The 24,303-nt window shown below is 62.3% G+C and carries 21 protein-coding genes; 8 read left to right on the forward strand and 13 right to left on the reverse strand.

Features of this window, described 5'->3' with window-relative positions; all coding sequences use genetic code 11:
* Positions 1-216 precede the first annotated feature (216 nt).
* From ACSQ8V_RS11425 to surE, 8 genes are all read left to right on the forward strand, one after another.
* Positions 217-1,020 (forward strand): TetR/AcrR family transcriptional regulator, encoded by an 804-nt coding sequence (locus tag ACSQ8V_RS11425; protein WP_436206641.1) that lies wholly within the window; start codon positions 217-219, stop codon positions 1,018-1,020.
* 111 nt (positions 1,021-1,131) lie between these two features.
* A complete protein-coding gene (locus tag ACSQ8V_RS11430) occupies positions 1,132-3,636 on the forward strand; it encodes an acyl-CoA dehydrogenase (RefSeq protein WP_436205788.1) in 2,505 nt (834 codons plus the stop codon).
* Between the two features lie 37 nt (positions 3,637-3,673).
* Entirely contained in the window at positions 3,674-5,104 is a 1,431-nt protein-coding gene (locus ACSQ8V_RS11435) for a 3-oxoacyl-ACP reductase (RefSeq protein WP_436205789.1), read from the forward strand.
* A 2-nt stretch (positions 5,105-5,106) separates the two neighbouring features.
* Positions 5,107-6,012 carry a MaoC family dehydratase gene (locus ACSQ8V_RS11440; protein ID WP_436205790.1) on the forward strand — a complete coding sequence of 302 codons (906 nt, stop codon included), beginning with the start codon at positions 5,107-5,109 and terminating at the stop codon, positions 6,010-6,012.
* Positions 6,013-6,145: 133 nt separating this feature from the next.
* Positions 6,146-7,459 carry an acetyl-CoA C-acetyltransferase gene (locus ACSQ8V_RS11445; protein ID WP_436205791.1) on the forward strand — a complete coding sequence of 438 codons (1,314 nt, stop codon included), beginning with the start codon at positions 6,146-6,148 and terminating at the stop codon, positions 7,457-7,459.
* A gap of 181 nt (positions 7,460-7,640) precedes the next feature.
* The gene (locus tag ACSQ8V_RS11450) at positions 7,641-8,642 is read left to right on the forward strand and encodes a DUF1571 domain-containing protein (protein ID WP_213761637.1); all 1,002 of its coding nucleotides are present in this window, start codon (positions 7,641-7,643) and stop codon (positions 8,640-8,642) included.
* Between the two features lie 201 nt (positions 8,643-8,843).
* Positions 8,844-9,083, forward strand: a complete 240-nt coding sequence (locus tag ACSQ8V_RS11455; RefSeq protein WP_213761638.1) for a hypothetical protein — start codon at positions 8,844-8,846, stop codon at positions 9,081-9,083.
* A gap of 125 nt (positions 9,084-9,208) precedes the next feature.
* The gene (gene surE, locus ACSQ8V_RS11460; protein ID WP_436205792.1) at positions 9,209-10,000 is read left to right on the forward strand and encodes a 5'/3'-nucleotidase SurE; all 792 of its coding nucleotides are present in this window, start codon (positions 9,209-9,211) and stop codon (positions 9,998-10,000) included.
* 53 nt (positions 10,001-10,053) lie between these two features.
* On the opposite strand, the gene ACSQ8V_RS11465 is transcribed toward surE, so the two are convergent.
* The 13 genes from ACSQ8V_RS11465 to ACSQ8V_RS11525 form a co-directional block, all read right to left on the reverse strand.
* Positions 10,054-11,445, reverse strand: coding sequence for a sigma 54-interacting transcriptional regulator (locus ACSQ8V_RS11465; protein ID WP_436205793.1), 1,392 nt, complete (start codon positions 11,443-11,445; stop codon positions 10,054-10,056).
* A 137-nt stretch (positions 11,446-11,582) separates the two neighbouring features.
* Positions 11,583-13,328: a TadG family pilus assembly protein gene (locus ACSQ8V_RS11470; RefSeq protein ID WP_436205794.1), complete on the reverse strand. Its 1,746-nt coding sequence runs from the start codon at positions 13,326-13,328 to the stop codon at positions 11,583-11,585.
* Position 13,329: 1 nt separating this feature from the next.
* Positions 13,330-13,731, reverse strand: a complete 402-nt coding sequence (locus ACSQ8V_RS11475) for a DUF3613 domain-containing protein (RefSeq protein WP_436205795.1) — start codon at positions 13,729-13,731, stop codon at positions 13,330-13,332.
* Between the two features lie 11 nt (positions 13,732-13,742).
* The gene (locus ACSQ8V_RS11480; protein WP_436206642.1) at positions 13,743-14,561 is read right to left on the reverse strand and encodes a pilus assembly protein; all 819 of its coding nucleotides are present in this window, start codon (positions 14,559-14,561) and stop codon (positions 13,743-13,745) included.
* 133 nt (positions 14,562-14,694) lie between these two features.
* On the reverse strand, positions 14,695-15,717 hold the full coding sequence (locus ACSQ8V_RS11485) for a type II secretion system F family protein (protein ID WP_436205796.1): 1,023 nt from the start codon (positions 15,715-15,717) through the stop codon (positions 14,695-14,697).
* Positions 15,718-15,719: 2 nt separating this feature from the next.
* Positions 15,720-16,736 (reverse strand): type II secretion system F family protein, encoded by a 1,017-nt coding sequence (locus ACSQ8V_RS11490; protein ID WP_436205797.1) that lies wholly within the window; start codon positions 16,734-16,736, stop codon positions 15,720-15,722.
* Complete coding sequence (locus tag ACSQ8V_RS11495) at positions 16,729-18,105, reverse strand: CpaF family protein (RefSeq protein WP_213761644.1); 1,377 nt, start codon at positions 18,103-18,105, stop codon at positions 16,729-16,731. The genes ACSQ8V_RS11490 and ACSQ8V_RS11495 overlap by 8 nt, the downstream gene beginning before the upstream one ends.
* Before the next feature lie 3 nt (positions 18,106-18,108).
* Positions 18,109-19,461 carry a fimbrial protein gene (locus tag ACSQ8V_RS11500; RefSeq protein WP_436205798.1) on the reverse strand — a complete coding sequence of 451 codons (1,353 nt, stop codon included), beginning with the start codon at positions 19,459-19,461 and terminating at the stop codon, positions 18,109-18,111.
* A gap of 150 nt (positions 19,462-19,611) precedes the next feature.
* The gene (locus ACSQ8V_RS11505; RefSeq protein WP_436205799.1) at positions 19,612-21,135 is read right to left on the reverse strand and encodes a type II and III secretion system protein family protein; all 1,524 of its coding nucleotides are present in this window, start codon (positions 21,133-21,135) and stop codon (positions 19,612-19,614) included.
* Positions 21,136-21,267: 132 nt separating this feature from the next.
* A complete protein-coding gene (gene cpaB / locus ACSQ8V_RS11510; protein WP_436205800.1) occupies positions 21,268-22,233 on the reverse strand; it encodes a Flp pilus assembly protein CpaB in 966 nt (321 codons plus the stop codon).
* Between the two features lie 33 nt (positions 22,234-22,266).
* Positions 22,267-22,686 carry a TadE/TadG family type IV pilus assembly protein gene (locus ACSQ8V_RS11515; RefSeq protein ID WP_436206643.1) on the reverse strand — a complete coding sequence of 140 codons (420 nt, stop codon included), beginning with the start codon at positions 22,684-22,686 and terminating at the stop codon, positions 22,267-22,269.
* Positions 22,687-22,796: 110 nt separating this feature from the next.
* Positions 22,797-23,360, reverse strand: coding sequence for an A24 family peptidase (locus tag ACSQ8V_RS11520; protein WP_436205801.1), 564 nt, complete (start codon positions 23,358-23,360; stop codon positions 22,797-22,799).
* A 239-nt stretch (positions 23,361-23,599) separates the two neighbouring features.
* Positions 23,600-23,761, reverse strand: a complete 162-nt coding sequence (locus ACSQ8V_RS11525; protein ID WP_213761650.1) for a Flp family type IVb pilin — start codon at positions 23,759-23,761, stop codon at positions 23,600-23,602.
* Positions 23,762-24,303 lie beyond the last annotated feature (542 nt).

Genomic DNA, 24,303 nt, shown 5'->3' on the forward strand with positions numbered 1-24,303 from the left:
GTCCCCATTTTCCTCACTCGACTCCCATCTCTTCCGCACCCTCTCTCGCACGACCGTTCTCTTTCTAGAGAGCGCGCTCCACAAAATGGCTTGTCGATCTCACCAAAGCTTTTTATCTTGATTAGAACACCCGTTTTAATCAAAAGCTTTTAATCGATAATTGCCACCATGCGGACCGCCACGACGGTCCCGGAGACGCCTGTGCCTACCCGTTCCATGCTTAACGTTTCCAGTCGCGCGCCATCACGCGCGTCCGGCGATACAAAGACTCGCTTGCTCGACGCCGCCGAAGCGCTCTTCATTGACGCTGGTTACGAAGCCATGTCGATGCGGCTCATCACCGCTCGCGCCGATGCCAACCTGGCCGCCGTGAACTATCACTTCGGCGGCAAGGACGCGCTGATCCACGCCATGCTCACTCGTCGCCTCGACGGTCTTAATCAGAACCGCCTGGCCTTGCTTGAACGCTTCCAGTCCTCGCTGGGTTCGCAACTCACCTGCGAGCACATCCTCGGCGCGATGTTTATCCCGGCGCTCCAGCAATCCCGCTGCGTCGAGAAAAGCGGCCCTGCTTTGCTGCGCCTTCTAGGCCGCGCCTACACCGATCCGTCGCCGTTCATTCGCAATTTCCTGCGCGGAATCTATGCGGATGTCGCCGAGCGTTTCTTCCGCGCGTTTCAAACTGTCCTTCCTCATTTGCCTCGCGAAGAACTTGGCTGGCGGCTGCACTTTTGCATCGGCTCGCTCAGCGGCATTCTCGCCGGGGCCGATACGACCAGCCTTATCGCCGATTTCACGCAGGGCCAGCGCCTGGAGGACTCGCAATTGATCGGCCGTCTCGCGCTGGTCATGGTGGCCGCGCTCAAAGCGCCGCTGTCTCCTCCCAACGGCGCCTGTCCGTTCGCCTCCATGTTCGCCGAGCGCGAACCGGTCTCCGATAGCGCAGCAGCCTTGACGCCGGACCCTTTAAGCGCGGGTCCGTTCGCGCACGATGACGCGTCGCAACATGCCACCGCCTGAATTGAGGACGCACGCGCCGGGTATGTAATGTGCTGAACAATAAGCTGCCGATGCACACCGCCTCCATGCCGTTCTCGCGCACACTATCGAACAACATCGGGAGAGGTCGTCATGACAGCCAGCTTCGTGGTCGCACTGTTTATCGTGAGCGGGGCTTTGCTGTATATGCAAGCGCCCGCCCTTGGTTGGCTCGCATGGGCAGTGATCTGGGTGGCGGCCGGCTGGTTCGCAGGGGTGACCGGGCCGGTCGTCACAGCGCTCCTTGCGATCGTCTTCGTGCTGCCCGCGCTCGTGCTTGCCATCAAGCCGCTGCGCCGTGTACTGCTGACCAAACCTGTCTTCGACCTGTTCCGCAAGATCCTGCCGGAGATGTCGCCGACCGAACGCGATGCGATCGAAGCCGGCACGGTCTGGTGGGATGCAGCGTTGTTCTCGGGACGCCCGAAGTGGGACACGCTGCTTGCACTCGGCGCACCGGTGCTCACGGCCGAAGAGCGCGCTTTCATCGACACGGAATGCACGCAGCTCTGCGATCTCGCGAACGACTGGGAAACAACAGCGATCTGGCAAGACCTGTCGCCGCAAACGTGGCAATTCATCAAGTCGAAGGGCTTCCTCGGCATGATCATTCCGAAGCAGTACGGCGGCAAACAATTCTCCGCCTACGCGCATTCGCAGGTCATCATGAAACTCGCCACGCGCTGCTCTGCCGCAGCGGTTTCGGTGATGGTGCCCAACTCGCTTGGCCCCGCCGAATTGCTGATGCACTACGGCACCGAAGCACAGAAGAACCACTATCTGCCGCGTCTCGCTCGTGGCGATGAAATCCCCTGCTTCGCGCTGACCAGTCCCTACGCCGGGTCAGATGCAGCGGCGATCCCCGACGTGGGCATCGTGTGCAGAGGAGTGCATGAGGGCCGCGAAACGCTTGGCTTTCGCGTGACATGGGACAAGCGCTACATCACGCTTGGGCCGATAGCGACGGTGCTAGGCCTCGCGTTTCGCGCGCTCGATCCCGACCATCTGCTAAGTACCGCCGATGAAGCCGGCATCACCTGCGCGCTCATCCCGACCAATCATCCGGGCGTGAATATCGGCCGCCGTCACTGGCCTTTGAATGCGGTGTTCCAGAACGGTCCTAACTGGGGCAACGATGTCTTCATTCCACTCGACTGGGTCATCGGCGGGCGCGAACAAGTCGGCAACGGCTGGCGCATGCTGATGGAATGCCTCGCAGCGGGACGCGCCATTTCGTTGCCATCGTCGAACGTGGGCATGGCGAAGCTGGCCGTGCGCGGCACCGGTGCTTATTCCGCCGTGCGGCGGCAGTTCCGTACCGCTATCGGCAAGTTCGAAGGCGTGCAGGAAGCGCTCGGGCGCATGGGCGGCAACCTGTATGTGATGGACGCGGCACGCCGCTTATCAGCACAAGGCGTCGATCTTGGCGAGAAACCATCGGTGATTTCCGCAATCGCGAAATATCACATCACCGAACGCGCGCGCAAAGTGATCAACGACGGTATGGACGTAGTCGCGGGCAAGGGCATCTGCATGGGACCGTCGAATTTCCTCGCCCGCGCTTATCAACAAGTGCCTATCTCCATCACAGTGGAAGGCGCGAACATCCTTACGCGAAGCCTGATCATTTTCGGTCAGGGCGCGATCCGCTGTCATCCGTACGTGCTGAAAGAGATGACCGCGACACGCGATCCCGACCGCGCCAAGGGTCTGCGTGATTTCGACAACGCCTTCTTCGGTCACGCGAATTTCACGGCATCGAATGCAGTGCGCAGCTTCGTGTTCGCGTTCGGCGGCAGCGTGCTGATTCCCAAACCCACCCGCGCCGACACGCGTCTTGTGCCCTACTATCGCGCGGCTACTCGCTTCGCCACGGCATTCGCGCTGCTCGCGGACGTATCGATGTTCGCGATCGGTGGCGAATTGAAGCGGCGCGAACGCCTCTCGGCAAGACTCGGCGATATCCTCTCGCAGCTCTACCTGATCTCGGCCACGCTCAAGCGCTTCGAAGACGATGGCCGTCCAGAAGCCGATCTTCCGCTCGTGCGCTGGGGTGTCGAAGATTCGCTGCATCAAGCGCAAACGGCCTTCGAAGGCGTACTTTCCAACTATCCGAAACCGCTCGCAGCAGGCTTCGTGCGCGCACTTGCGTTTCCTTTCGGCATGCCGCGCCGCGTACCGGGGGATCGGCTGGGGAGCGCTATTGCCGAGTTGATGACAACCCCCGGCGACGCCCGCGAACGTCTGATTGCGGACTCGTACGCGCCGCCCGTGCATATCGATCCGCTCGGTTACGGGGAGTTGATGTTCGCGCTCAGTCCGCGTTATGCCGAGATCGAGCACAAGCTGCGCGATGCCGTTAAGGCCAGGCAGCTCCCGCCGATGCCGCAAAGCCTGCCCGATCTCGACGCGTGGGCCTCTGCCTGCGAAACGCGCGGTTTGATCGATGCGACCGAACGTCAGGTACTCTCCGACTACGCGCGTTACGGCGTGGAAGTCGTCAAGGTCGATGACTTCGGCGCGGATTTCGGTATGCTCGATGCGTTGAAGAAACGTCAGGAAGCACTGGCGAACGAGCCCGAGGAAATCCATGCGTGATCCAATACACAAGCGCTAAACCGATTTTCAGGCAGGCATGAAAGATCGCTATCTCGACTTCGTCAATTCTCCCTTCGGCGCGAGCGTCGCGCGTTCCATCGGCTTGCCACAGCCGATAGTATTGCGGCGGCATGCGCAGGGACGCCCGGAATTCGGCGGTATAGCAGCGATCGGAGCGGGTCCGTCGCCCACGCTGTTCGAGCCGTTGATTACGCTGCTGACTTCCATCGGCATGACGAGCGTCGCTCACGAAAGCGCGCTCGGCTGGTTGTCCGTCGCGGCAAGACATGGCGCCATGAGCGGACGCTTCGAACCGCGCTCGCCCGGCGCGGCGCCGAACGATCGCGTACAGGCGCTGATCTTCGACGCAACAGGTATCACCGACAGCACGCAACTGCATGCGCTTTACAGCTTCTTCCACGATGCAATCCGGTCGGTGGCGAAGAGCGGCCGTATCGTCGTCCTCGGACGGCAGCCACAATCCTGCACATCACCGCGAGCATGGACCGCGCAACGGGCGCTGGAAGGCATGACACGTTCACTCGGCAAGGAAGCGCGCGGCGGCATCTCTTCGAATCTGGTCCAGGTAGAACCCGGCGCCGATATTGAAGGCGCGCTGCGTTTTCTGCTTTCGCCACGCTCGGCGTATGTATCGGGTCAGGTCGTGCATATCGACACCACGCCGGTCACGCAGCCCGCCGACTGGAACCAGCCGCTCGCGGGCAAACGTGCGCTCGTGACGGGCGCGGCACGCGGGATTGGTGCGGCGATTGCGCAGGTGCTCGCCGATCGTGGCGCACACGTGATCGGGCTGGATGTCCCTCAGGCTCAGGACGCGCTCGACCAGACCATGCTCGCGCTGGAAGATGCATGGCCGTCGCAAGGGGCGCACACGGCGCTCGCTGTGGATATCGCCGCGCCTGAAGCGCCCGAGACCATCGCGGCCGCGCTGCTGGCCGTGGGCGGTATCGATATCGTCGTGCACAACGCCGGCATCACGCGCGACAAGACCATCGCGAAGATGACGGAGGCCGCGTGGGACAGCGTGATCGATGTGAACCTCTCGGCGCAGGAGCGCATAGACGATTTGTTGCTCAATCATAACGTGCTGCACGCGGGCGGCCGGATCATAGGGGTATCGTCGATCAGCGGCATTGCCGGCAATCTCGGCCAGACCAATTACGCGACCTCGAAGGCCGGCGTAATCGGCCGCGTGCAAAGCATGGTGGAACCACTGCGCGCACGGGGCATCACGATCAATGCGGTGGCGCCGGGGTTTATCGAAACGCAGATGACCGCCCGGATTCCGCTGGGACTTCGCGAAGCCGGACGACGCATGAATTCGATGAGCCAGGGCGGCCAGCCTGTGGACGTCGCCGAGACGATCGCGTGGCTCGCCAGTCCGGCTTCCGCCGGCATCACCGGCAACGTGGTGCGCGTGTGCGGACAAAGCCTGATCGGAGCATGACCATGGGCATGCCGGTTCCGTCAAACTCGCCGCGCATGCGCACGGTGATCATCGAGTCGCTGCCGCCGCCCGCAAAACTCTATGGCCGTGCGCTGCAGGGTATTTTCAAGCGCGCAGACGGGGTTGCGGAACTACCGCCGCTGCGCCTCGTGCGTCCAAGCGTGGCGCTGGATGCTGAACAGATCGGCCGCTATGCGCGCGTATGCGGTTTTATCCCCGAGCAAGGCGTGCCTGTCACCTTCCCTCACGTGATCGCGTTTCCGCTGCACCTTATGCTGCTCACCGATCCCGCTTTTCCATGGCCCGCGATGGGTCTCGTGCATGTATCGAACAGCGTGCGCTTGCGGCGTACGCTGTACTCGGGACAGGCATTACGCATCGAAGTAGAAAGCGGCGCGCTGGTGGCTCACGACAAGGGGCAGGCGTTCACGCTGCATACGCGCATCTATCGCGGTGGGGAGGCGGTCTGGGATGCGGACAGTGTGTATCTGAAGCGGGGTGTTCCGGGTCACCGTCATGCCTCCGCTCCTCAGGCCGACTCCACTGCGCCCGCACTGATCCGTGAAGCGCGCTGGCAGCTTCCCGCACAACTCGGCCGCGACTATGCAAAAGCGTCCGGTGACTTCAACCCTATTCATCTGCACGCCCTTGCGGCGAAAGCGTTCGGCTTTCCGCGCGCCATCGCGCATGGCATGTGGACGCTTGGGCGTGCGCTCTCGGCGTTGCAACCGTCGAAGCAGCTCGGTGCCGCTGATGTGCAAGGCGACTTCAAGTCACCCATTTTCCTGCCCGCTGAAACCACGTTGTGGACCGCGGCTTTATCGGCGGCAGGACGTGACTTTGAAGTACGCGATCTGGCAGGTGAGCGACTTCATTTGCGCGGCCGCTTCGAATGGGAATTGCCATGATTCCGGCGCTCGTCGTGGGCGAACGCTGCGATGCGGTCCGCGCTTTGTACAAAATCATACGGTATCCTAAACTACCCGTTCCGACTGAAGCCGATCTTGAAGCGCCCGCCGTATCCTTCGACGAGACCTCATCATGACTGTGAGCGCCCCTCCCGCCGTACGTCGCGTGGCGATCCTCGGCAGCAACCGGATCCCGTTCGCCCGCTCCGGCACGGCGTACTCGACGGCATCGAACCAGGACATGCTGACGTTCGCGCTGCAAGGCCTGATCGACCGATACGATCTGCACGGCCTGCGGCTCGGCGAAGTCGCGGCGGGTGCAGTGGTCAAGCATTCACGCGACTTCAATCTCACGCGCGAGGCGTTGCTGTCCACCACCCTTGCCCGGGAAACGCCCGCCTACGACGTGAGCCAGGCGTGCGGAACGGGCCTTGAAACCGCGATCCTGGTCGCGAACAAGATTGCGCTCGGACAGATCGACGCAGGCATTGCGGGCGGCGTGGATACGACTTCCGACGCGCCTATTGGCGTGAACGAACGGATGCGCAAGATCCTGCTCGAAGCGAACCGCGGCAAGTCCACGGCACAGCGCATGAGCGCGCTGGCGAAGCTGCGTCCCGGCATGTTGATCAAACCCGCGCTGCCGCGTAACAGCGAACCCCGTACCGGCCTTTCAATGGGCGAACATTGCGAGTTGATGGCCAAGCGCTGGAAGATATCGCGCGAGGCGCAGGACGCGCTTGCGCTCGACAGTCATCGAAAGCTGGCGGCCGCGTACGAGCGCGGTTTTTTCAACGACCTGATGACACCGTACAAAGGTCTTTCACGCGACAACATCCTGCGGCCGGATCTCACGCCCGAGCAACTCGCTGCGCTGAAACCCGTCTTCGACCGCGACGCCGGGACGCTCACGGCCGGCAATTCCACGCCGCTCACCGATGGCGCATCAGCGGTGCTGCTGGCGTCCGAAGAATGGGCGGCGGCGCGCAACCTGCCTGTGCTTGCTTATCTCACGTTCTCGGCAACCGCGGCCGTCGATTTCTTCGACAAGAAAGAAGGTCTCCTGATGGCGCCTGCTTATGCCGTCCCGCGTTTGCTCGAACGCGCGGGACTGGCGCTGCCCGACTTCGATTTCTACGAGATCCATGAAGCATTCGCGGCGCAGGTCCTGTGCACGCTCGCGGCGTGGGAAGACGAGGAATACTGCCGCACGCAACTTGGGCTCAACGGCCCGTTCGGGTCGATCGAGCACAGCCGCATGAACATCAATGGCGGGTCGCTGGCAACGGGTCATCCGTTCGCGGCGACAGGTGGACGGATCGTGGGGACGCTTGCCAAAATGCTGGCGATACCAGCACGGGAGCCAGGCGACACGCGCACGCGCCGTGGGCTTATCTCCATCTGCGCGGCAGGCGGACAAGGGGTGGTCGCCATTCTCGAGCGTTGATACCGGCTGACGACCCGGCAGGATTTGTCGATGGCATCCATCTGAAGAATCTGAAGATAAAAACGCAACGCGCCGGAATTTCCGGTCTCCCCGATGCGTTCTAAGACATGGAAAGGTTTTCGCCGTGAACTGCGCAACGGCAAAGCAGCCAAAGCAGAACGAACGGACCACGGAGAACTTCATGCACCGAGCACGACGGCGCCGCCAAAACCGCAAGCTGATCCGCGCAAGCGCCTGGGTCTCGAGTCTGCTCGCTGCCCTCGCCCTGTCAGCCATAGCCGTGTCCGCCAGCGCGCAGGAGGCGGTGAGCACGGCAACGGCCACGATCGCACTGCCGACGTCCGCCGCCACCTCCGCAGCCGGTCCGGCGCTCTCCGCCGGCGCAACGAGTACGCCGCCGAAGACGCCCGCGGCGCAGGTCGGCAAACTCCCGCTCGATAGCCAGGTGCGCTGGCTGAGTCGCGCCGCGCGGAGCGGGATGCTGGCCAACATGAGTGACCCGGCGCTTGTTTCGCTGTTCAAATCGCTTGATCCCCTGGCGCTGCCGCGCTATCTGAAGGACGGCCCGAACGGTTATCCGTCGTATGAGTTCACCATGCTTCGTCGTGAGCGTATCCATGGCCAATGGCCGGATCAGGCCGACCACATGCTGGTGCGCGTGACACGCGACCCGCTGCGGGTCTACGCAAAATGGCTGCCGGACGGCGCACACGCGGGTCAGGAGATTCTCTACGACGAAACTGCTCGCCCCGATGAAATGTATGGTCATCTAGGCGGTTTGCTAAAGGTGATTGCACTCTGGACTTCACTCAACGGCGCGCTCGCGCGCTCGCAATCGCGCCATTCGGTCCGCGATCTCGGTACCGAATACATCACGCAGCAGTTCCTCGCCGAAGGCAAGAAATTCGCCGACGCCGGAGTCATGCGCGCCGAGGACATCGAAGTGAAAACGATTGATGGTGCCCGCGTGGTTGCCTTCACTTACGAAACCCCTTCTGGACAGCCCGAGTTCTACGCCAAGAAAGAAGTCCTGGGACTGGACCTGAGGCGGCCATATTTCCGGACGGCGGAATCCTTCGACAACGACGGCAATATCTTCGAAAGCATCGTGTTCCAGACCATCGTACCGAAGACATTCGACGACACCACGTTCAGCCCCGTTAACCCGGCTTACAATTTTTAGCCCGCACTCGATTGCGTTCATGGCGCGTGTTCAGACCGGGGGCATACGTGGCTTTTGGTCTGTTTTAAGTTTCGCCTAAGACTTGACCGATACCCTGCCCCAACTTCATCGAAACTTCACGCGCCGCTGCGTGGTGCGACATGGTGCGATCGACGCGCTGCACGATACACAAAGACAAAGCATTAACGAAAGGAGTTCGTCATGAACCTCCGCGACGCATCGGCTCCAGTACGGGCCATCAAACGATTACTCAGCCACCACGAGATCGCCACGCTGCTATTGCTGCTGCATGCGCCGATCGACGCAATGGCCGCGCCTCCCGACGTTGCCTCGCTGAGCGAATACGGCTACGTGGAGATGGTATCGCCCACGCCGGGCGAATCCAAGTTCCGCCTGACCGACGACGGCAACGCAGTGCTGCGCGGACTCGGCATCAAGTAGATCCAGCCAGGACGCTATTCACAAACGCACTCGTTCACGCTGGCCGCTCACGCTTTCACCCCGCATCGCGATCTCTGGAATAATCGATTGAGTGACGCTTTCCCTCAATCGAAAGGAGATTTGCAATGCCCGCTGCAATACCCGCTTCCCGGACCAGATTTGCACGCGTTCTGCTGACCAACGACGATGGTATCGACGCACCCGGCCTCGCCGTGCTCGAAGCGGTAGCCGCCGAACTCGCGGACGAAGTGTGGATCGTCGCCCCGGAGCATGACCAAAGCGGCACGTCGCATTCCATCAGCCTTCATTCGCCGCTGCGCGTGAGCGAGCATGGCAAGCGTCGCTTCGGCGTGCTCGGCACCCCGGGTGACTGCGTGGTGATGGCCGTGCGGCATCTGATGCGGGACGCGCCCCCCACGCTATTGCTGTCGGGTATCAACCGCGGCGCGAACCTGGGTGTGGAAACCATGTTTTCCGGCACGGTCGGCGCGGCCATGACAGGCTTGCTGCTCGGCTTGCCATCCATTGCATTGAGCCAGACTTTCAGTGACCGCGACAACGTGCGCTGGGATACCGCGCGCGAACTCGCGCCCGGCGTGATCCGCTCGCTGCTCGCCATCGAACACAATGCGCCGACCTGCTTCAACGTGAATTTTCCGGATATAGACGCCGCGCTGGCCGGCCCGCTAACCCCGACTCGCCAGGGCGTGGGATTGGTGGAAGGTATCGACGTCCTGCCGCAAATCGATCCGCGTGGCCTGCAATATCACTGGCTGCGTTTCCAGCGCGGTCCGCGCGAAAATGCAGCCGACAGCGAGACGGCGGTGGTCGCATCGGGACGCGTATCGGTGACGCCGCTGCAATTCGAACGCACCGACGAACGTACGTTCGCTACGTTGACGGCGGCGCTGGCGTAGACGTCAAACTAAGCGGCGAGACCGTTGGATTCGATACCTCCGCCTGCAACGTCTCAACTCACAATGCGCGTTTCAGGTTCTTCGTCGAAGATCTGGAACTTGCGCATTTTTTCCCACAGCACCTTGCGGCTGATGCCCAGGTAACCCGCCGTGTCCTGACGACGCCAGCCGTTCACCTCCAGCGCGGCCAGCACGCGGTTGCGCTCGTTCATATCCCACTTGCTGCGGTCAACAATCACTTCAGCGCTCAGCTCCGGCGGCACCGGCTGCGAGGTGCGGGCAAGCGCGAGCAGGCGCTGCAGGCGCGCGGTGTCCCATGAGCCCACTTGCCGCACGGTCACGCCTATGCGTTCCGCCAGATTGCGCAACTCGCGCACGTTGCCGGGGAAATAACTATCAGCGACAGCATCGGCCAGCCAGTACGGCAACTCGGGCAAGGTCGCGAGCTTTTCCTGCCCCACCACCTGCGCGATGAACGACTTGAACAACGCAATCTTGTCGAGCGCCCCGCGTTCCTCCAGCGACGGAATCTTCAACTCGATCACTGCCAGCCGATAGTAAAGATCCGCGCGAAAATCACCGTCCTTCACCCGTTGCGGCAAGCTCTTGTTGGTCGCCGCGACCAGCCGGAAATCCACCTTGACCGGCATGGTCGACCCAATCCGCGTGACCGCACTGTCTTCCAGCACGCGCAATAACTTGACCTGCTGATACAGCGGCATATCGCCGATTTCATCGAGAAACAGGGTGCCGCCATCTGCCTGCTCGAAGTAGCCTTTGTGCGCGATCACGGCGCCGGTGAAGGAGCCTTTCGCGTGACCGAAGAACAGCGATTCGAACAAGCCATCGGGAATCGCGCCGCAATTGACCGGCACGAACGGTCCCTCTGAATAACGCTTGTGCTGTTCGTGCAGCATCTGCGCAATGCGTTCCTTGCCCACACCGGTTTCGCCATGCACGAGCACACTGGTGTCGCAATCAGCGAAGGTCTGCACTTCGCGCAGCAATGCTTGCATGCACTCCGCATTCGCGATCAGCGCACTCGATTCCTGCACTTGCTCCCCATGCGCGCGCAATTGCTGGGCAAGCTTCGCCACCATCCGGCGCAACTCGGCGCCGGTGAAATCGAGCGGCAGGATATGCGAGTAGTCGGTCGGGAAAACGCTGGTGTCGCGCTCACGCGGCGCCGCGCCCACCCAGATCACCGGCATGCCGCGATGCGCTTCCCAATCGCGCAATGCGAATGCGCCCGTGTCGATCACGCTGACGCTCACCACCGCGATTGCCTGGCGCTGAGCATCCTGGCCCACAGCAATCGACATGCCGTCGGCGCGGATCACATCGACTTCGAAACCCGACATGCAGCGCACCACCTGCTCGACGATATCCGTCTTGCCTTCCCACACGTAAATATCGAGGTCATCGATTGTTGTCGCTGGTCTCATTCTCTCGATTCTCATGGCTTGCATCTTGTGGCTTCGCCGCCCGTTGCGGGTGTTCATCGCGTGGACGTTGGTTACTTGCATTCGTTACATTGTTACTTTGTTAACGGCAACGGCGGGCCGCGGGTTCAGTCATGCGTTCAATACTGAAGCTGCGACTGGCCGCACGTCAGCGACAGGTCATGCACGGTGCTCACGCCGATCTGTGCGCCGAGGAGTTGCAGCACGGGCATAAGAACCGTGTCCAAGGCATTGAATACGGGCGTCAGCAGCGGCACGACAAAACCTATCAGTATCTGGCCAACGGCTGAACCAAGCGGCAGCTTGATCCCGAGTACCGTCACGGTCAGTCCGTTCTGGGCGGACAACTGCGTGGCGAAACCCGTCGTCGCGTTGTACAGCACACCCCCCACCTGGTTCGAGTTCGTCGTCTGATAATCGTCAGCATTGCCAACAATGCCATCGAATGTCATCGATGCAGCATTGGGTACCACAGCCGGAAGCGATGTGGCCATCTGAACGGTGATAAGACCGAGCACGTTGACAAGAGTCGCGGGCGCGCAACTGTAGGGCGTGGACGCGGAGAGGTTGGTGGGCGCATCGCCTATGCACACGTTCGCAAGACCGGTCTGAACACCGACCACCGAGTTGCTTGATGCCTTGGTCGACAAGCACTGCGTGGAACTCAACCACGCCGTTCCCGGCGACACGTACACGTTGACCGGCAACGTCACTATCGGGGCGCCAAGCCCCAACGGCAGTCCCGGTAACGCGCCAAGCGTCACCTTCAGAAACGCCCGCACCTGCGCTGTTGTCGCGATCGTGCGCCATGCGCCTGCCGGCGTCTTCCCGGCCTCACCAACGGCCAGGACCGGTGGCTGGATCACTTGCACCTGCAATGTCGCCGTCGCCACCCCGAGGTTCAGAACCGTCGACACGTTCACGGCGGACTTTCCAGCCTGTGCGATGTCGGCCGCGACAAACAATGCGTCCAGCGGGCTGATGGTTGCACTGAGCGCGGACTGCGTGTCAGCAAGGCCAACTTGCAGGAGACCCGTTCCTCCATTCACCGCACCGATAGCGAAGGTCTGCGAGCCAGGAATATTCGCGTTCGCGACGGCCTGCAACGCGCCAAGCGCCACCGATAAATTCGCGTTCGCAACCTGTGTGGTCTGCAACGCGGTGAGCATGAGATTGACGAATTGCCCGGCGGTAACGTTCGTCGCGAGCAACTGGTTCACGGTACCCACGCCCGCTGCCGTGACAAGATCGCCTACCTGAATACGCGCTTGGGCAAGACCCGCGTAACCCGCCGCCGATATCTGCAACGCGTTGATATTCGTCCCGAGCATGGCGTTCAGCAGACCGGTAATGACGGTAGGATCGACGCTTGCCGTAGTCGTGCCGATAGTGAATGCCCCCACGTTGACCGCTTGCGCAAGTCCGGTCGCGCTGACTATGCGCCCTGCTCCCAGAAAGAAATAAGGCACTTGCTTCGACACCGTCACCTGCACCGCATTACTCGGGGTAGCGTTCGCCGCGTAGTAGCTCGGGCCGGCATAGAGCGTCGGGGCCCAGCGCCCGCAGGTCGTGGTGATCGAGTTGCCTGGCGCCGACGCGTTAAAGCCGTTCGCGCCCGCACTGCCGAGCGCGGTGGCCGGGGCGCGCGAGCAGGCGTTGTCGACGACCTGGGCGCCCGCATTCGCCGCCATGTCCGCCACGCTCTGCATGACGCGTCGTTGATAAAACACATTACCCACATCGATAGCAGCCAGCGCCGCGACCGCTACCAGCAGCCAGAACGCCGCCAACACGCTTGCCACGCCACGCTGGCGCTTGCGGCCACGCGGTGTCGGTCTGCCCGGCGATGTCGGCAGATGGTCCATGTCAGTTCGATGCTCCACCGCCTACCGCGCCCACCGATGAATCCAGATGTTCAGGAATCGGGTGGTCGAAGGACTTCAGATAACGCGCGTACGCGGCACTCGCTTCCACACCCAGCATTGGCTGTGCCGGCGCCGCCAACTGGCCGCTTCGCTGCAACGCGAGCAGGGAGTGGGCGGCGTCACCGATCTGCGTGACAGGCGCGTCCGTGTGCGACTGCGCTACCTGAACCGCTGGCGCCTCCGATGCTTGCTGCTGGAGTTGCTCCCGGGGCTGCTCTGTCAAACGCGTTTGCGTCTGCGCCATCGAGTGGGTGGCTATCGACATCAAGCCCAACGCGACCATCAATCCCGCAGCCTGACTCGCCGCTCTGGCCCGCCCTCGCCCCGTCCGATACTCATTCATGGTTCGTTCCTTCACCGTACGACCAGTTGCGGTTGATTGGCCGACATCGCGGCGGGTTGATCGTATGTCTGGGTCAGCGGCAATTGCGCGTTGAGCAGCGAATCGACCGTCCGCGGCGCGCGGACCATAGGAACACGCGCTTGCTCGGTTGTCGCCACCGCAACCTCGGCCGCCCGTGCGTGCGTAGCCTGTGTCGAGGCCGCCGCAATGCGCTGCGCATCCGTGCGGATCGCCTGCTGCACTTCCGGCGAAAATTTCTGCTGCGCGATCAGCCCTTGCGCCGCGGCAGGTTGCCCCTCGGCTAGCAGGAACAGTGCGACATTGCTCAGGATCTTCGGGTTGTCCTGCGCCAGCTCCGCGGCTTTCATCAGCGGTACGCGAGCGCCCGCCACATCACCGAGACGCAAGCGCGCGTAACCCAGGTCCGATAGTGTGAGCGCGTCGGTTGGTTGCAGGCGCGTGGAGGCGTCAAACTCTTCGGATGCCTTACCAAATTCTCCTGCCGCGCCCGCCAGCAAACCGAGCCCGCGATACCCCCGCGCTGCCAGCGGCGTGTTCAGCAACTTCGTGTATGCATCGGCGCTGCCCTGGGCCTGACCAGTCTGGCGCAGGGCGTCGGCACGCAGCAGAGTCGTGTCGGGCGTCGAGCCATACTGCTTCTCGTACGCGTCAATGTGCGCAAGCGACGCATAGAACAAACCCTGCGACTGCATCCGGTCGATCAGCGCGAGATACATACCGGGTGTATCGGGCGCGTCCTGTTTCTGCTGCGACTGCTGAAGCGCTGCCTCGCGCTCCGCCTGTATGCCAACCCCATAACCGCTGTCCATCTTCGATGCGCAGCCGCCCAGCCCCGCGAAAACGGTACAGGCAAGCGTCAGGACAACGGTGGGCAGGCGGTTCCTGGTTGCGTCAATTACGATCGATTTCATGGTGTCACTCTCTTCAACGTCTCTTCAACGTCTATTTATGTATCGTGGAAAGCGAATGGAACACGGCGATAAATCCCGGACCGGCTGTCATGATCAACAGGGCGGGCAGCAAGGTCACCACCATCACGCCGGTCATCTTTACGGTCAATGCGCCGATCCGTTCACGCAGCGTCGCGCGGCGCGACTCGCGCAACCGGTCGCCGAACTGGCGCAGCGGTTCCTGTACCGCGCCACCGTGCTTGTCGACCTGGACCACCAGCCGCATCACGGCATTCAGGTCGTCGTTCTCATAGCTCGTCGCGAGCCGGCTCAGCGACTGCTCACGCGTACGTCCAGTGGTGAACTGCCGATGGGCCAGCGCGAGTTCCTGCGAGAGCACCGGCAGGACTGTCGCGAAGTCATTGATCATTACCTGCAGGCTCTGATCGAGCGACAGGCCGACGCCTTGCAGCAAACGCAGCAAGTCGACGAACATCGGCAACTCGCTTGCTACCGAGCGTTGACGCGCCTTCGCGCGGCGCCGCACGAACCACTTCGGCAACATGAACCCGAGACCGAGTGCGCTGATCATCCACATGGCGAGGCGAGGTTCGCCGTTGAACCAGACCAGCACAAGCATCGGCAGCAGCGCGGCGCTGCCAATCCGCGCTGCGAAGAAACGCGCGCGCGTGTTGGCACTGAGGAAACCGCATCGATCCAGCAATCGCCGGTCTTCAGACGCCACCACAATGGCACCGAACGGCGTGTCCAGCCAGCTCATCGCCATAAGGCTGAGCGTATGGCTGAACGCATCGGCCAGGCGCGACAGGCGGCCACCCTTGGGCCGCCCGCGCCTCGCCTCGCTCGTATTCTTCGCGTCTGTTGTCTGCGGCGCCAGCTTGCCCGTTGCAATCGCGCGTGCCGCCGAACTGGCCGCGCGTTGATCGAGCGCGTGGTCGAGCGTACGCGCGCCGCGCTGCATGCGCGCGAGGCCCGTGAATGCGAGCACGCCCAGCAAAGCGCATCCGAGCGCGGCGACGAGCAAAGCAAGAGCGAACACAGTGTGAGCGGTCATGTTCAATCCTTCAGGCGCGCCATCCGGTAAAGCAGGAAAGCGCCGAGCACTTGCAGCACCACCGCCACGTACACAAGACGCTGGCCAAATGAATCGGACCACATCGCCTGGAAGTACGACGGGTTGGAGATCATCACGAAGCCGCCCAGCAGCGCCGGCAATAACCCGAGCACCCAGGCGGACAAACGCGTCTCGGTGGACAGCGCAATTAGTTCGCGCTCGGCCTGTTCGAGATCGCGCATCAGCGCCGCCATGCGATCGAGCATCACGTCGGAGCGCCCGCCGTATTTCACCGAGATGCGCAGCACCGAGCCGACCAGTTCCAGTTCGCGCACGCGATACACCGAGGCCACGTGCTTCAGCGCCACGTCTATTTCTACACCCGAGCGCAGCATCCGCGAGACCCGGTCGAGGCAGTCGCGCAACGGCGCATCGGTGGTGGTCAACGCGGCCTGGAACGCGGCCGGCACGCTGTTGCCAATGGTGATGAGCCGCACGATGCCATCGAGGAATACAGGCAACTGGCGCGAGATCCGCTGATAACGTTTTTGTGCGCGCCATGAGAGGAATGCAAACGCGCAGAGCGCGCCGAAGACGACGAAACCCAGCGCAACCAGCCAATGCGTACGCAAACCAACCCAGCACGCGCCAGGCAAAATCACCGCGCCGGTGCTCAACAAAAAGGTGCGCGAACTGGCGATGCCCGCGCGGCTCATTAGATTGCCGAAGCCATAAGCCATGCGCGCCTGCAGATGGCGCGTATGCTCGCGAACGCCGTGCTGCATGGCGTTCGGCGGCAAAGCGGAGGGCGCGGCAGAACGCGTGCGCTGGCTGTTCCGGGCAGGCGTTGCGCCTGTTGTTGCGCCCGGCATTGCACCCTGTACCGACGCTACCCGCCGATCAACAAAACGGTCTGTCAACGCGCGTTCGCGGTTGTCCTGCGCGCGTTGCCACAGCAGCAGCCCGCCGGCCGCGCACAGCAGCGCCACGACCAGCACGAGGCCGATACCGCTAGACATTGAAGCCTCCTCCGGAGCGGCCGAAACCGCCGCCACCGCCACCTCGCCCGAAGCCGTCGTTGAAGCTGTCTACGCCCCTGTCATTGCCGAGGGACTGGCGGTACTTGGCAAGCTTGGGTGAGCTGGGATGAATGCCGAGCGAGACCCAGTTGTCCTGTTCCTCGCCGCCTTCCATGATCGGCTCGTAGCGGTACAACTCCTGCGTCGCGACAATGTTGTCCGAGAGCCCCGTCACTTCCGTCACCGACAAAATCCGCCGCCGCCCATTGGACAAACGCCCGATCTGCACGATGAAGTCGATGGCGTTCGCAATCTGCCGGCGCAAGCTCGACTCCGTGCCCTGGAAGCCGGCAAAACCTGCAAGCATCTCAAGCCGGTAAAGACATTCGCGTGCCGAACTCGCGTGGACGGTGCCCATCGAACCATCGTGGCCGGTGTTCATGGCCTGCAGCATTTCCAGCACTTCGCCGCCGCGTACCTCGCCCACGATGATCCTGTCCGGCCGCATCCGCAGCGTGTTGCGCAAGAGGTCGCGAATCGACACCACGCCCGCGCCGTCGAAGCCGCCCGGACGGCTTTCGAGCCGCACCACGTGCGGGTGATTGAGCGAGAGTTCAGCGGTGTCTTCTATCGTCACCACGCGCTCGTGCTTCGGAATAAAAAACGCGAGCGCGTTGAGCAGCGAGGTCTTGCCCGAACTCGTCCCGCCCGACACCAGCACGTTGCAGCGCGCAGCGACCGCCGCGTCGAGCAACCCGCAGATCTCCTGATCGAAGGTGCCGTTCGCGAGCAGGTCGTCGGGGCGCAGCGGGTCGCGCCGGAACTTTCGTATCGATACCACCGGCCCGTCGAGCGACAGCGGTTCGATCACCACGTTCACCCGGCCGCCGTCGGGCAGGCGCGCATCGACCATGGGATTGGATTCGTCCAGCCGCCGCCCGATCGGAGCGAGAATCCGCCGCACGATCCGCAGCAAATGCGCGTTGTCTGCGAAGCGCACCGGGATTTTCACAAGCATGCCGTGACGCGAGACGTAGACGTCGTCGAAGCCGTTGATGAGGATATCCTCCACCGCAGGATCCGCGAGCAGATCCTCGATCGGCCCGAAGCCCGCCAACTCCTTCGTCAGGGCCTCCGCGATCAGCCGCACTTCGCTCTCGTTCAGCGGAATGCGCCGCATCCGGACGAAGCCGTCGATCTCCAGGTCAACGAACTGCTGGATCGCCTGGCGCGACCATCGTCCAAACTCGGCACCCAGCTCCTCAATCCGCGTAAGCAGATGCTCGTGCGCCGCGTTCTTGATGTCCTGGAACTGCTGCGTGTGCGCGAACGAAGTGGCGTCGTCGGCGAACTCGATGTCTTTTGCCATCGTCTATGACCGCTTGGTGAAAGTGGGAAAGAGCCGCTTGAGGAACTGTTTTGAGCCGCCCGGCGCGCCGGCGAAATCCGCCGTATTCTGCTTCAGTGCATCGGCGTCCATGCCGTCTGGCAACGGCACGAATGTGGGCGTGATGCTGTCGGCCGCGGCCATCTTGTGACCGCCAAGCCGCGCGATCAGCGGGTCCAACGCGCGCACATAAGCATCGCGCTCAGCGATATCCGCCAGCAGGCGCCCCTGGTTCACCGCGCGTCCAAGCGCCTGCGCGCGGGCAGGCAATACCGCAAGCAACGGTAGCCCAAGCCGCTCCGCGATCTGCTCTGCGCCAAATTGCAGCGCCGCGTCGAACTTGTTCACGACCAGATGCAACTTCTGCGGCGCATCGGCGGCATCGTGAACACGCATGCCTTCCAGCAACTCCATGGCGGACACCACGGACGCCACGTTCGGATCGCAGACCAGCCACACATTGTCCGCGGCGCGCGCCATTTGCGCGACGAACTCGAGGTTCGTAAAGCCACCGAGATCGACGATCTGGTGATCGAAGAAAGTCCGCAGCCGGTTCACCAGATTCACCGCCGACGCATACGACACCTCGCGCATCGCCCCTAGATCCGGCGGCAATGTGGTCACCGCGAGGCCGCTGGCGTGGCGTCCGAAGGCCGTATGAACGAAGGTCTGGTCGAAGCGGCGCAGGTTGCGCACGGCATCGACGAAATTGAATTCGCTTTGTGTGTCGAGCAGCACTGAACTGTCTGCGGCGGGGATGCCCAGGTCGAGCAGCGCGGAGGTCTTCGACGCCGCCGCGCCACGTTTTTGCAACCTCACCGCCAGGTTCGCCGCCAGCGTGCTCACGCCCATGCCGACCCGCGCACCAAGCAGCACCGTAACCTGGCCGTGCCGGTTGGAAATGTGTTCCGTCTTCGCGGACTGGTTGGCTTGCTCGATCAGTTGTTTCGCAATCCGAAGTGCCTCGTCAGGCTCCCCTTCAACATCGATAAAATCACGCACGCCGGCGCGCAATGCAGCAATCGCGCTGGCCGACTGCTGCAGAGAACCGAGCGCAACAATGGCCAAGCCCGGGAATGCATCGTGCACCGCGGTTGCCATCGCCGTCGCGCTTGCGATGCTGGCTTCGGGCGCTTCAAGCGGCGCACGGGCGAAGTCGATGAACACCATCGTGGCGCCCAGCGTCGATATCTTCGGCATCAGGGCGACAGCGTCGAAAGGCACGTGTTCAAGCGCGCCCAACGTGCCCAGCGCGCGCGCGAGCCAGGCCCGGCGTCCCGCATCCGAGCAGACGCACAGGAACCGGACGCCCGGAGAGCGCGCTTCTACGTCAGTCAAAGATAGAACTCTTGCGTTCATCGCCGCTTTCTCCTGCCACATCGGCGCGGGCAACGCTGCCAGCACACCTCGCCGCGCTTATCGTTGCGGACGGACTTGCACGCGTCTTCACTACTTGCCTGCCACCCTCTCCATCAGCGCTTGCGTCCGTCATTTCGAGAACCCCGGCACCGCGTCGCCCGATGCAATCCCACCCACGAACGAGCGCCACACGGGGCCGTCGCGCTGCTCGGATTGCTCGCCGGGCGTCGCGGGAAGCACAGCGCCCTTGGCTATCGGAGAAACGAGGTGCGGTGTCACGATGATCACCAGTTCGCGATCATTCTGCGTGTACTGCAAGGTCTTGAAGAACGCGCCGATGATCGGCAAATCTCCGAGCACCGGCACCTTGTCGACGTTCGATGCCGTCTCGCGATCGATCAGGCCGCCGATCACGAAGCTCTCGCCGTCGCCAAGTTCCACCGTAGTGTCCGCGCGCCGCGTGGTGATGGCCGGCACCGAGATACCGTTGATGGTCAGCGCGTGCGTGAAGTCGAGCTGGCTCGCTTCCGGCGCGACTTTCAGCGCGATCCGCCGTGGCCCGAGAACGGTCGGCGTGACCGTCAGTCCGATGCCGTAGGGCTTATAGACAATGCTGATTGTTCCAAGCGACTGCGGCACCGGTATCGGGATCTCGCCGCCGGCGAGAAAGCTCGCGCTCTGCCCCGACAACGCGACAAGCGTCGGCTCAGCCAGCACGCGCGCCAGATTGTTCGATTCGAGCAGGCTGAGATTCGCGAAAATTCCGCGAGTACCGAGGTTCACCATCAAGTTGAACGCGCTGCTGATTGGCGACGTGGATGTGACCTGCAAATTCGGGGTCGCGCCGCCCGTATATGATGTCAGCGACGAAGGCGAGAAGGTGCCGAATGCAAACGCGTTGTTCTGTTTGAAGAGATTGAAACCCGCTTCCTTCAGCACGGCCTTGCTGAACTCGACCACCTTCACGTCGACCTGCACGACAGGACTTGTCGCTACGGTGGAGACATCGAGGACATCGCCGTCCTTCGTACTGGCTCCCCTGCCGTCCCCGGTTGCAGAGGAGTCCGGTGAATTCCCGCTTTGCCCTCCCGGACCCTTGCCGGATGCGCCCGATGACGATTCGGATGAAGCTGCGGTTCTCGCAACCGACTCCCTCGCTACAGTCAATGCGCGCTGATGCGATTCCATGCTCGCGGCAGACCCCGTGACCACCGCGGTGCCGCCAAGCACGTCCACCTCGGGTGTATCGCTGCCGAGCAACTCATGGGCGGCCAGTGTAGCGACGTTGATCGTGTAGGTCTGCGGCGTGCTCTGACCGCGCTCCCAGATCATCATCTCGGTGCGTCCCGCGCTTTTTCCGACCAGCAATAAACCGCCGTTGGCGCCACCGCTGCTCTTGAGCCAAAGCACGTCCGCGACCGCGGGGTCTCCCACGGCTACGCGCTGCAACGTGCGTCCCATCGCGATCTGCTTCTGCGCGCCAACCACGATGTCGATAACCCGCGACGACGCGAAGTCGGTCGCGCCTGCTGCGGGCCCGGCAGTTTTCGCGCCAGCGAGCGGCGCCGCCGCACACGTGCATACCAGCGCGGCGAGCAATAGTCGACGTGCGCCAGAGACGCTGCGTCCTCGATAGAAACCCTTGGCTTTCATGATTTTTTATATATCGACTGCGTACTGCGTTGTCGCCATACGGCGGCATGGCCCCGAACTTCCTTTTGATGCTGGCTGCTACTTGTCCTTCTGCACTCCCTTCTATATTTGTTTACGGCACGGCGATCATTTTCAGTACGCCACTTTTTCCCTATGCGCGCCGCGAATCAACTCAAGATCATTCGACACCGCCTGGACACGCGGCGCACGCGCCGCAGGCATCGAGGGCATGGCAGGTAACGGAGCGATGACTGGCATGCGCGCCGACCGCTCGCCATGGGTACCCGCCAGCGCCTGAAGCGACAGACCAGCGGCTGCACGCGACGCACTATCGTTCGATATCCTTATCGATGCGAGAAGTGGCGCCATGGCAATCGGTTCGGCTGTGTCTGTATCGGCGGGATTGCGCAGCGCCAGTACCAGGCGCCCCGCGCCTTCGGCGAGCGTGAGTGCGTCGATATCCGCAGTGCGCACGGCCAGCACCGCCGTACGCGCCCCCGCACCGCGCGGGGCATTGGCCGCGTTAGCCGCGGCGTCGGCTGCGTCCGACGTGCCGGGAAGGGTCGCATCGCCGAAACTGAGCACACGGACCCTCGACAACAACAGCCGTGCTTGCGTTGCCTCCACTTCCGCATCCGTGCCCGGGCCGGCGGACATATCGCGCTTGAGCATGAAAAACACATCGACGAAATTGCCGGGCCGCACCCGGTTGCCCACCGCATTGCCCTCGTCGACCCGCACCGCGATGGCCCGTTCGCCGGGCGCGATGGCATCGGCGAGTCCGGTGGTGAGGTTGGCCTCGGAGATCGGCGTATTGGCCGCAATTGCGACGAGCGGCACGCGCCCGACAAGGCCGGTAGCATCGGCGAACTCGCCGGCTCCGCGCGACGGCGCCATCCGCAGCGTCAGGGCATCGGCGTCGATCGGCTTGCCGGCGGAGAGGTCGCGCGTGGCGACGACCACCGGGAAACTGGCCTGACCCTGCACGATTTGCGGTACCGGCGCCGGAGGACGACGAGAGAGCGACCACGCGAAAATGCCAAGCAACGCGGCGAGCACGATCAGGGAAACAGCGAGGATGCGGGTAATGTTAGCCATGATCGTCTTGGTCGTTTCAAACGTGAAAGCCGCTTAAAACAGGTTCTCCGGGTTCAGTTGCACCATCGCACTTGCAGTGAGACTTGCTGGCACCGGCAACCCGATCAAAGGCAGTGGAGGCACCAGCGGCCGGCTTGCGTAGTTGTAGTTGAGGGCGACGTTCACGCATTGCATCGTGGCGTCGAAGCTGCATCCTGCATACGTCGCGGTGCAGGGAGCGCTGCCCGCTAGCCAGTTCACCAGACCCGTTGCCGTGGCGCAAGCCGCGCTCGCGCGCAGCGCGAGCGCGCTGGATGCGCTGGTTGCACCGGGCTGGTAACGCAGCGCCGCCCGTGCCCCCTCCGACGCAGCCAGCGTGAGCGACTGCTGCGCGACGAAGACCATGCTGTAGGTGACGATCGCGTAGAACACGAGGAAGAAAAGCGGAAACACGATGGCGAATTCCACCGCCATGGTTCCGCGCTGCGCGCGGCGTCGAGCGTCGAGCGGCTTGGCATGTGCGAGGGAATGTGCGTGATCACGCCGGCAGGCGGGCGAGACGGGCCGCGCGGAGTTGAGTAGGGTCATCGGGCAGCCTCAAAGACTTGCAGCGTCAGGCTTCCTATTGCGGACACGGCGAGCAACGCGGCGTACGGTGTTGCGCGGCGGCCTCCGACCATGAAGGTGTACGGGGATGATCGTTCAACGCCGGTGACATCGCGAGGGCGGCTCACGTAACCATCAGTATTTGGTGAGGACTCCAACGAACTTTCAGCGCTCTGGCGCCTCCCCTCGATCACCGCCGACGCAAGCAAATACAGCGCGTGAACACCAGCGGCAATACTGGCCACGATCCACAGCGCAGGTAACGCGTGAAAGCCGCACCATGCGCCGAGCGTGGCGAACACCTTGACGTCGGCGGCGCCCATCAGGCCAATCAGGTAGAACGGCGAGAGCGCAAGGAGCCCGGCCAGGAGACCTAGCGCGGCATCGGATACGTCGATGTGAAAGGGGGAATGGCCGCTTGCGGCAAGCACACAAGCTACAGCCAGTCCCGCAATAACGAGCCAGTTGGGTATGCGGCGCAACCGGCAATCGAATAAAACGACCGCGAGCGCCCAGCTAATGAATAACGCGGCGTTAATCATGATGTGAACTCGCTTCGACCAGGCAAACTAATCCCGCCGGCCGCTATTTAAAGCAGCCGATTGGAAAAGCTCGACGTCACGCCTGCGCGCAGCAGATCCCCTGCGTGTGTGCGCATTAATGCAACTAATGCAACAACACGCAGTGATCCAGCCATACCGGCGAATAATCCGGCATAGACAGTTAATTGCTAGCGAGAAGAATGTGACGCCTGATGCCCGGCGGCGCGAAGCCCGTTCCGCTAAAGCGCGGTCACGATATTCGTGAACACGGTCTGCAGTTTAGTGACAACGTCACCTATCGACACCGCGAGTGCAGCCGCAATAAGCCCTGCAATAAGCGCGTATTCAATAGCGGTGACGCCGCGTTCGTCTTTGACGAAGTGCTTGATCAAATTAGACATGATGCTTTCCTCGGATATTTTTAATGGCCATGTGACAAATGATCCGGCATTTTTCTGGGTCGCCGCCCGCGGGTTCTCTCTTCCCCGCGGGCGTAGCTCCGCTTGCCTTGGATGCGCGTCGTTGCGCGCGATTTATTTGCCGCTTCTCTCAGGTTCCAGATGTGTAGTCGATGGTGCCTCCATCAGTCAGGATGTTAAATGATGCATCCTTGAAACGATTTATAGCCGAACGTTATCTCGAAATCAACGGGTGCCAAGCAATAATTTCATCGGTTGTTACCCTTGATCGGTAAGGTTTGTGCCGCAACAAGGCTTTGTAGTCAAACACTTACCGCCACCTGTCATTTTTTGTCTAATTAGCCAAACGATCCGACAGCTAACCATCTAGTTAACGGAAGACCTCTCATTAACTTTATGATTTTTTTATCCAGCGTGTACTCTCTAGTTCAAACGCATTATTCGGTTGACTAAATGACGGCTCAGTGACGGCTCCATATTGGCAATCGTTCGCACTACCGCTAAATGACTGCCTGCCATTGCAC

Source organism: Caballeronia sp. LjRoot31, assembly GCF_964253885.1.
Taxonomy (GTDB): Bacteria; Pseudomonadota; Gammaproteobacteria; order Burkholderiales; family Burkholderiaceae; genus Caballeronia.

Bases quoted from the DNA above. Each gene is read 5' to 3' on its own strand.
- ACSQ8V_RS11525 (WP_213761650.1), bottom strand. From the start codon at position 23,761: ATGTCTAATTTGATCAAGCACTTCGTCAAAGACGAACGCGGCGTCACC.
- ACSQ8V_RS11475 (WP_436205795.1), bottom strand. From the start codon at position 13,731: ATGAATGAGTATCGGACGGGGCGAGGGCGGGCCAGAGCGGCGAGTCAG.
- ACSQ8V_RS11480 (WP_436206642.1), bottom strand. From the start codon at position 14,561: ATGGACAGCGGTTATGGGGTTGGCATACAGGCGGAGCGCGAGGCAGCG.
- ACSQ8V_RS11465 (WP_436205793.1), bottom strand. From the start codon at position 11,445: ATGAGACCAGCGACAACAATCGATGACCTCGATATTTACGTGTGGGAA.
- ACSQ8V_RS11450 (WP_213761637.1), top strand. From the start codon at position 7,641: ATGCACCGAGCACGACGGCGCCGCCAAAACCGCAAGCTGATCCGCGCA.
- ACSQ8V_RS11435 (WP_436205789.1), top strand. From the start codon at position 3,674: ATGAAAGATCGCTATCTCGACTTCGTCAATTCTCCCTTCGGCGCGAGC.
- ACSQ8V_RS11440 (WP_436205790.1), top strand. From the start codon at position 5,107: ATGGGCATGCCGGTTCCGTCAAACTCGCCGCGCATGCGCACGGTGATC.
- ACSQ8V_RS11455 (WP_213761638.1), top strand. From the start codon at position 8,844: ATGAACCTCCGCGACGCATCGGCTCCAGTACGGGCCATCAAACGATTA.
- ACSQ8V_RS11490 (WP_436205797.1), bottom strand. From the start codon at position 16,736: ATGTCTAGCGGTATCGGCCTCGTGCTGGTCGTGGCGCTGCTGTGCGCG.
- ACSQ8V_RS11505 (WP_436205799.1), bottom strand. From the start codon at position 21,135: ATGAAAGCCAAGGGTTTCTATCGAGGACGCAGCGTCTCTGGCGCACGT.
- ACSQ8V_RS11485 (WP_436205796.1), bottom strand. From the start codon at position 15,717: ATGACCGCTCACACTGTGTTCGCTCTTGCTTTGCTCGTCGCCGCGCTC.
- ACSQ8V_RS11520 (WP_436205801.1), bottom strand. From the start codon at position 23,360: ATGATTAACGCCGCGTTATTCATTAGCTGGGCGCTCGCGGTCGTTTTA.
- ACSQ8V_RS11470 (WP_436205794.1), bottom strand. From the start codon at position 13,328: ATGGACCATCTGCCGACATCGCCGGGCAGACCGACACCGCGTGGCCGC.
- ACSQ8V_RS11495 (WP_213761644.1), bottom strand. From the start codon at position 18,105: ATGGCAAAAGACATCGAGTTCGCCGACGACGCCACTTCGTTCGCGCAC.
- cpaB (WP_436205800.1), bottom strand. From the start codon at position 22,233: ATGGCTAACATTACCCGCATCCTCGCTGTTTCCCTGATCGTGCTCGCC.
- surE (WP_436205792.1), top strand. From the start codon at position 9,209: ATGCCCGCTGCAATACCCGCTTCCCGGACCAGATTTGCACGCGTTCTG.
- ACSQ8V_RS11515 (WP_436206643.1), bottom strand. From the start codon at position 22,686: ATGGCGGTGGAATTCGCCATCGTGTTTCCGCTTTTCTTCCTCGTGTTC.
- ACSQ8V_RS11430 (WP_436205788.1), top strand. From the start codon at position 1,132: ATGACAGCCAGCTTCGTGGTCGCACTGTTTATCGTGAGCGGGGCTTTG.
- ACSQ8V_RS11425 (WP_436206641.1), top strand. From the start codon at position 217: ATGCTTAACGTTTCCAGTCGCGCGCCATCACGCGCGTCCGGCGATACA.
- ACSQ8V_RS11445 (WP_436205791.1), top strand. From the start codon at position 6,146: ATGACTGTGAGCGCCCCTCCCGCCGTACGTCGCGTGGCGATCCTCGGC.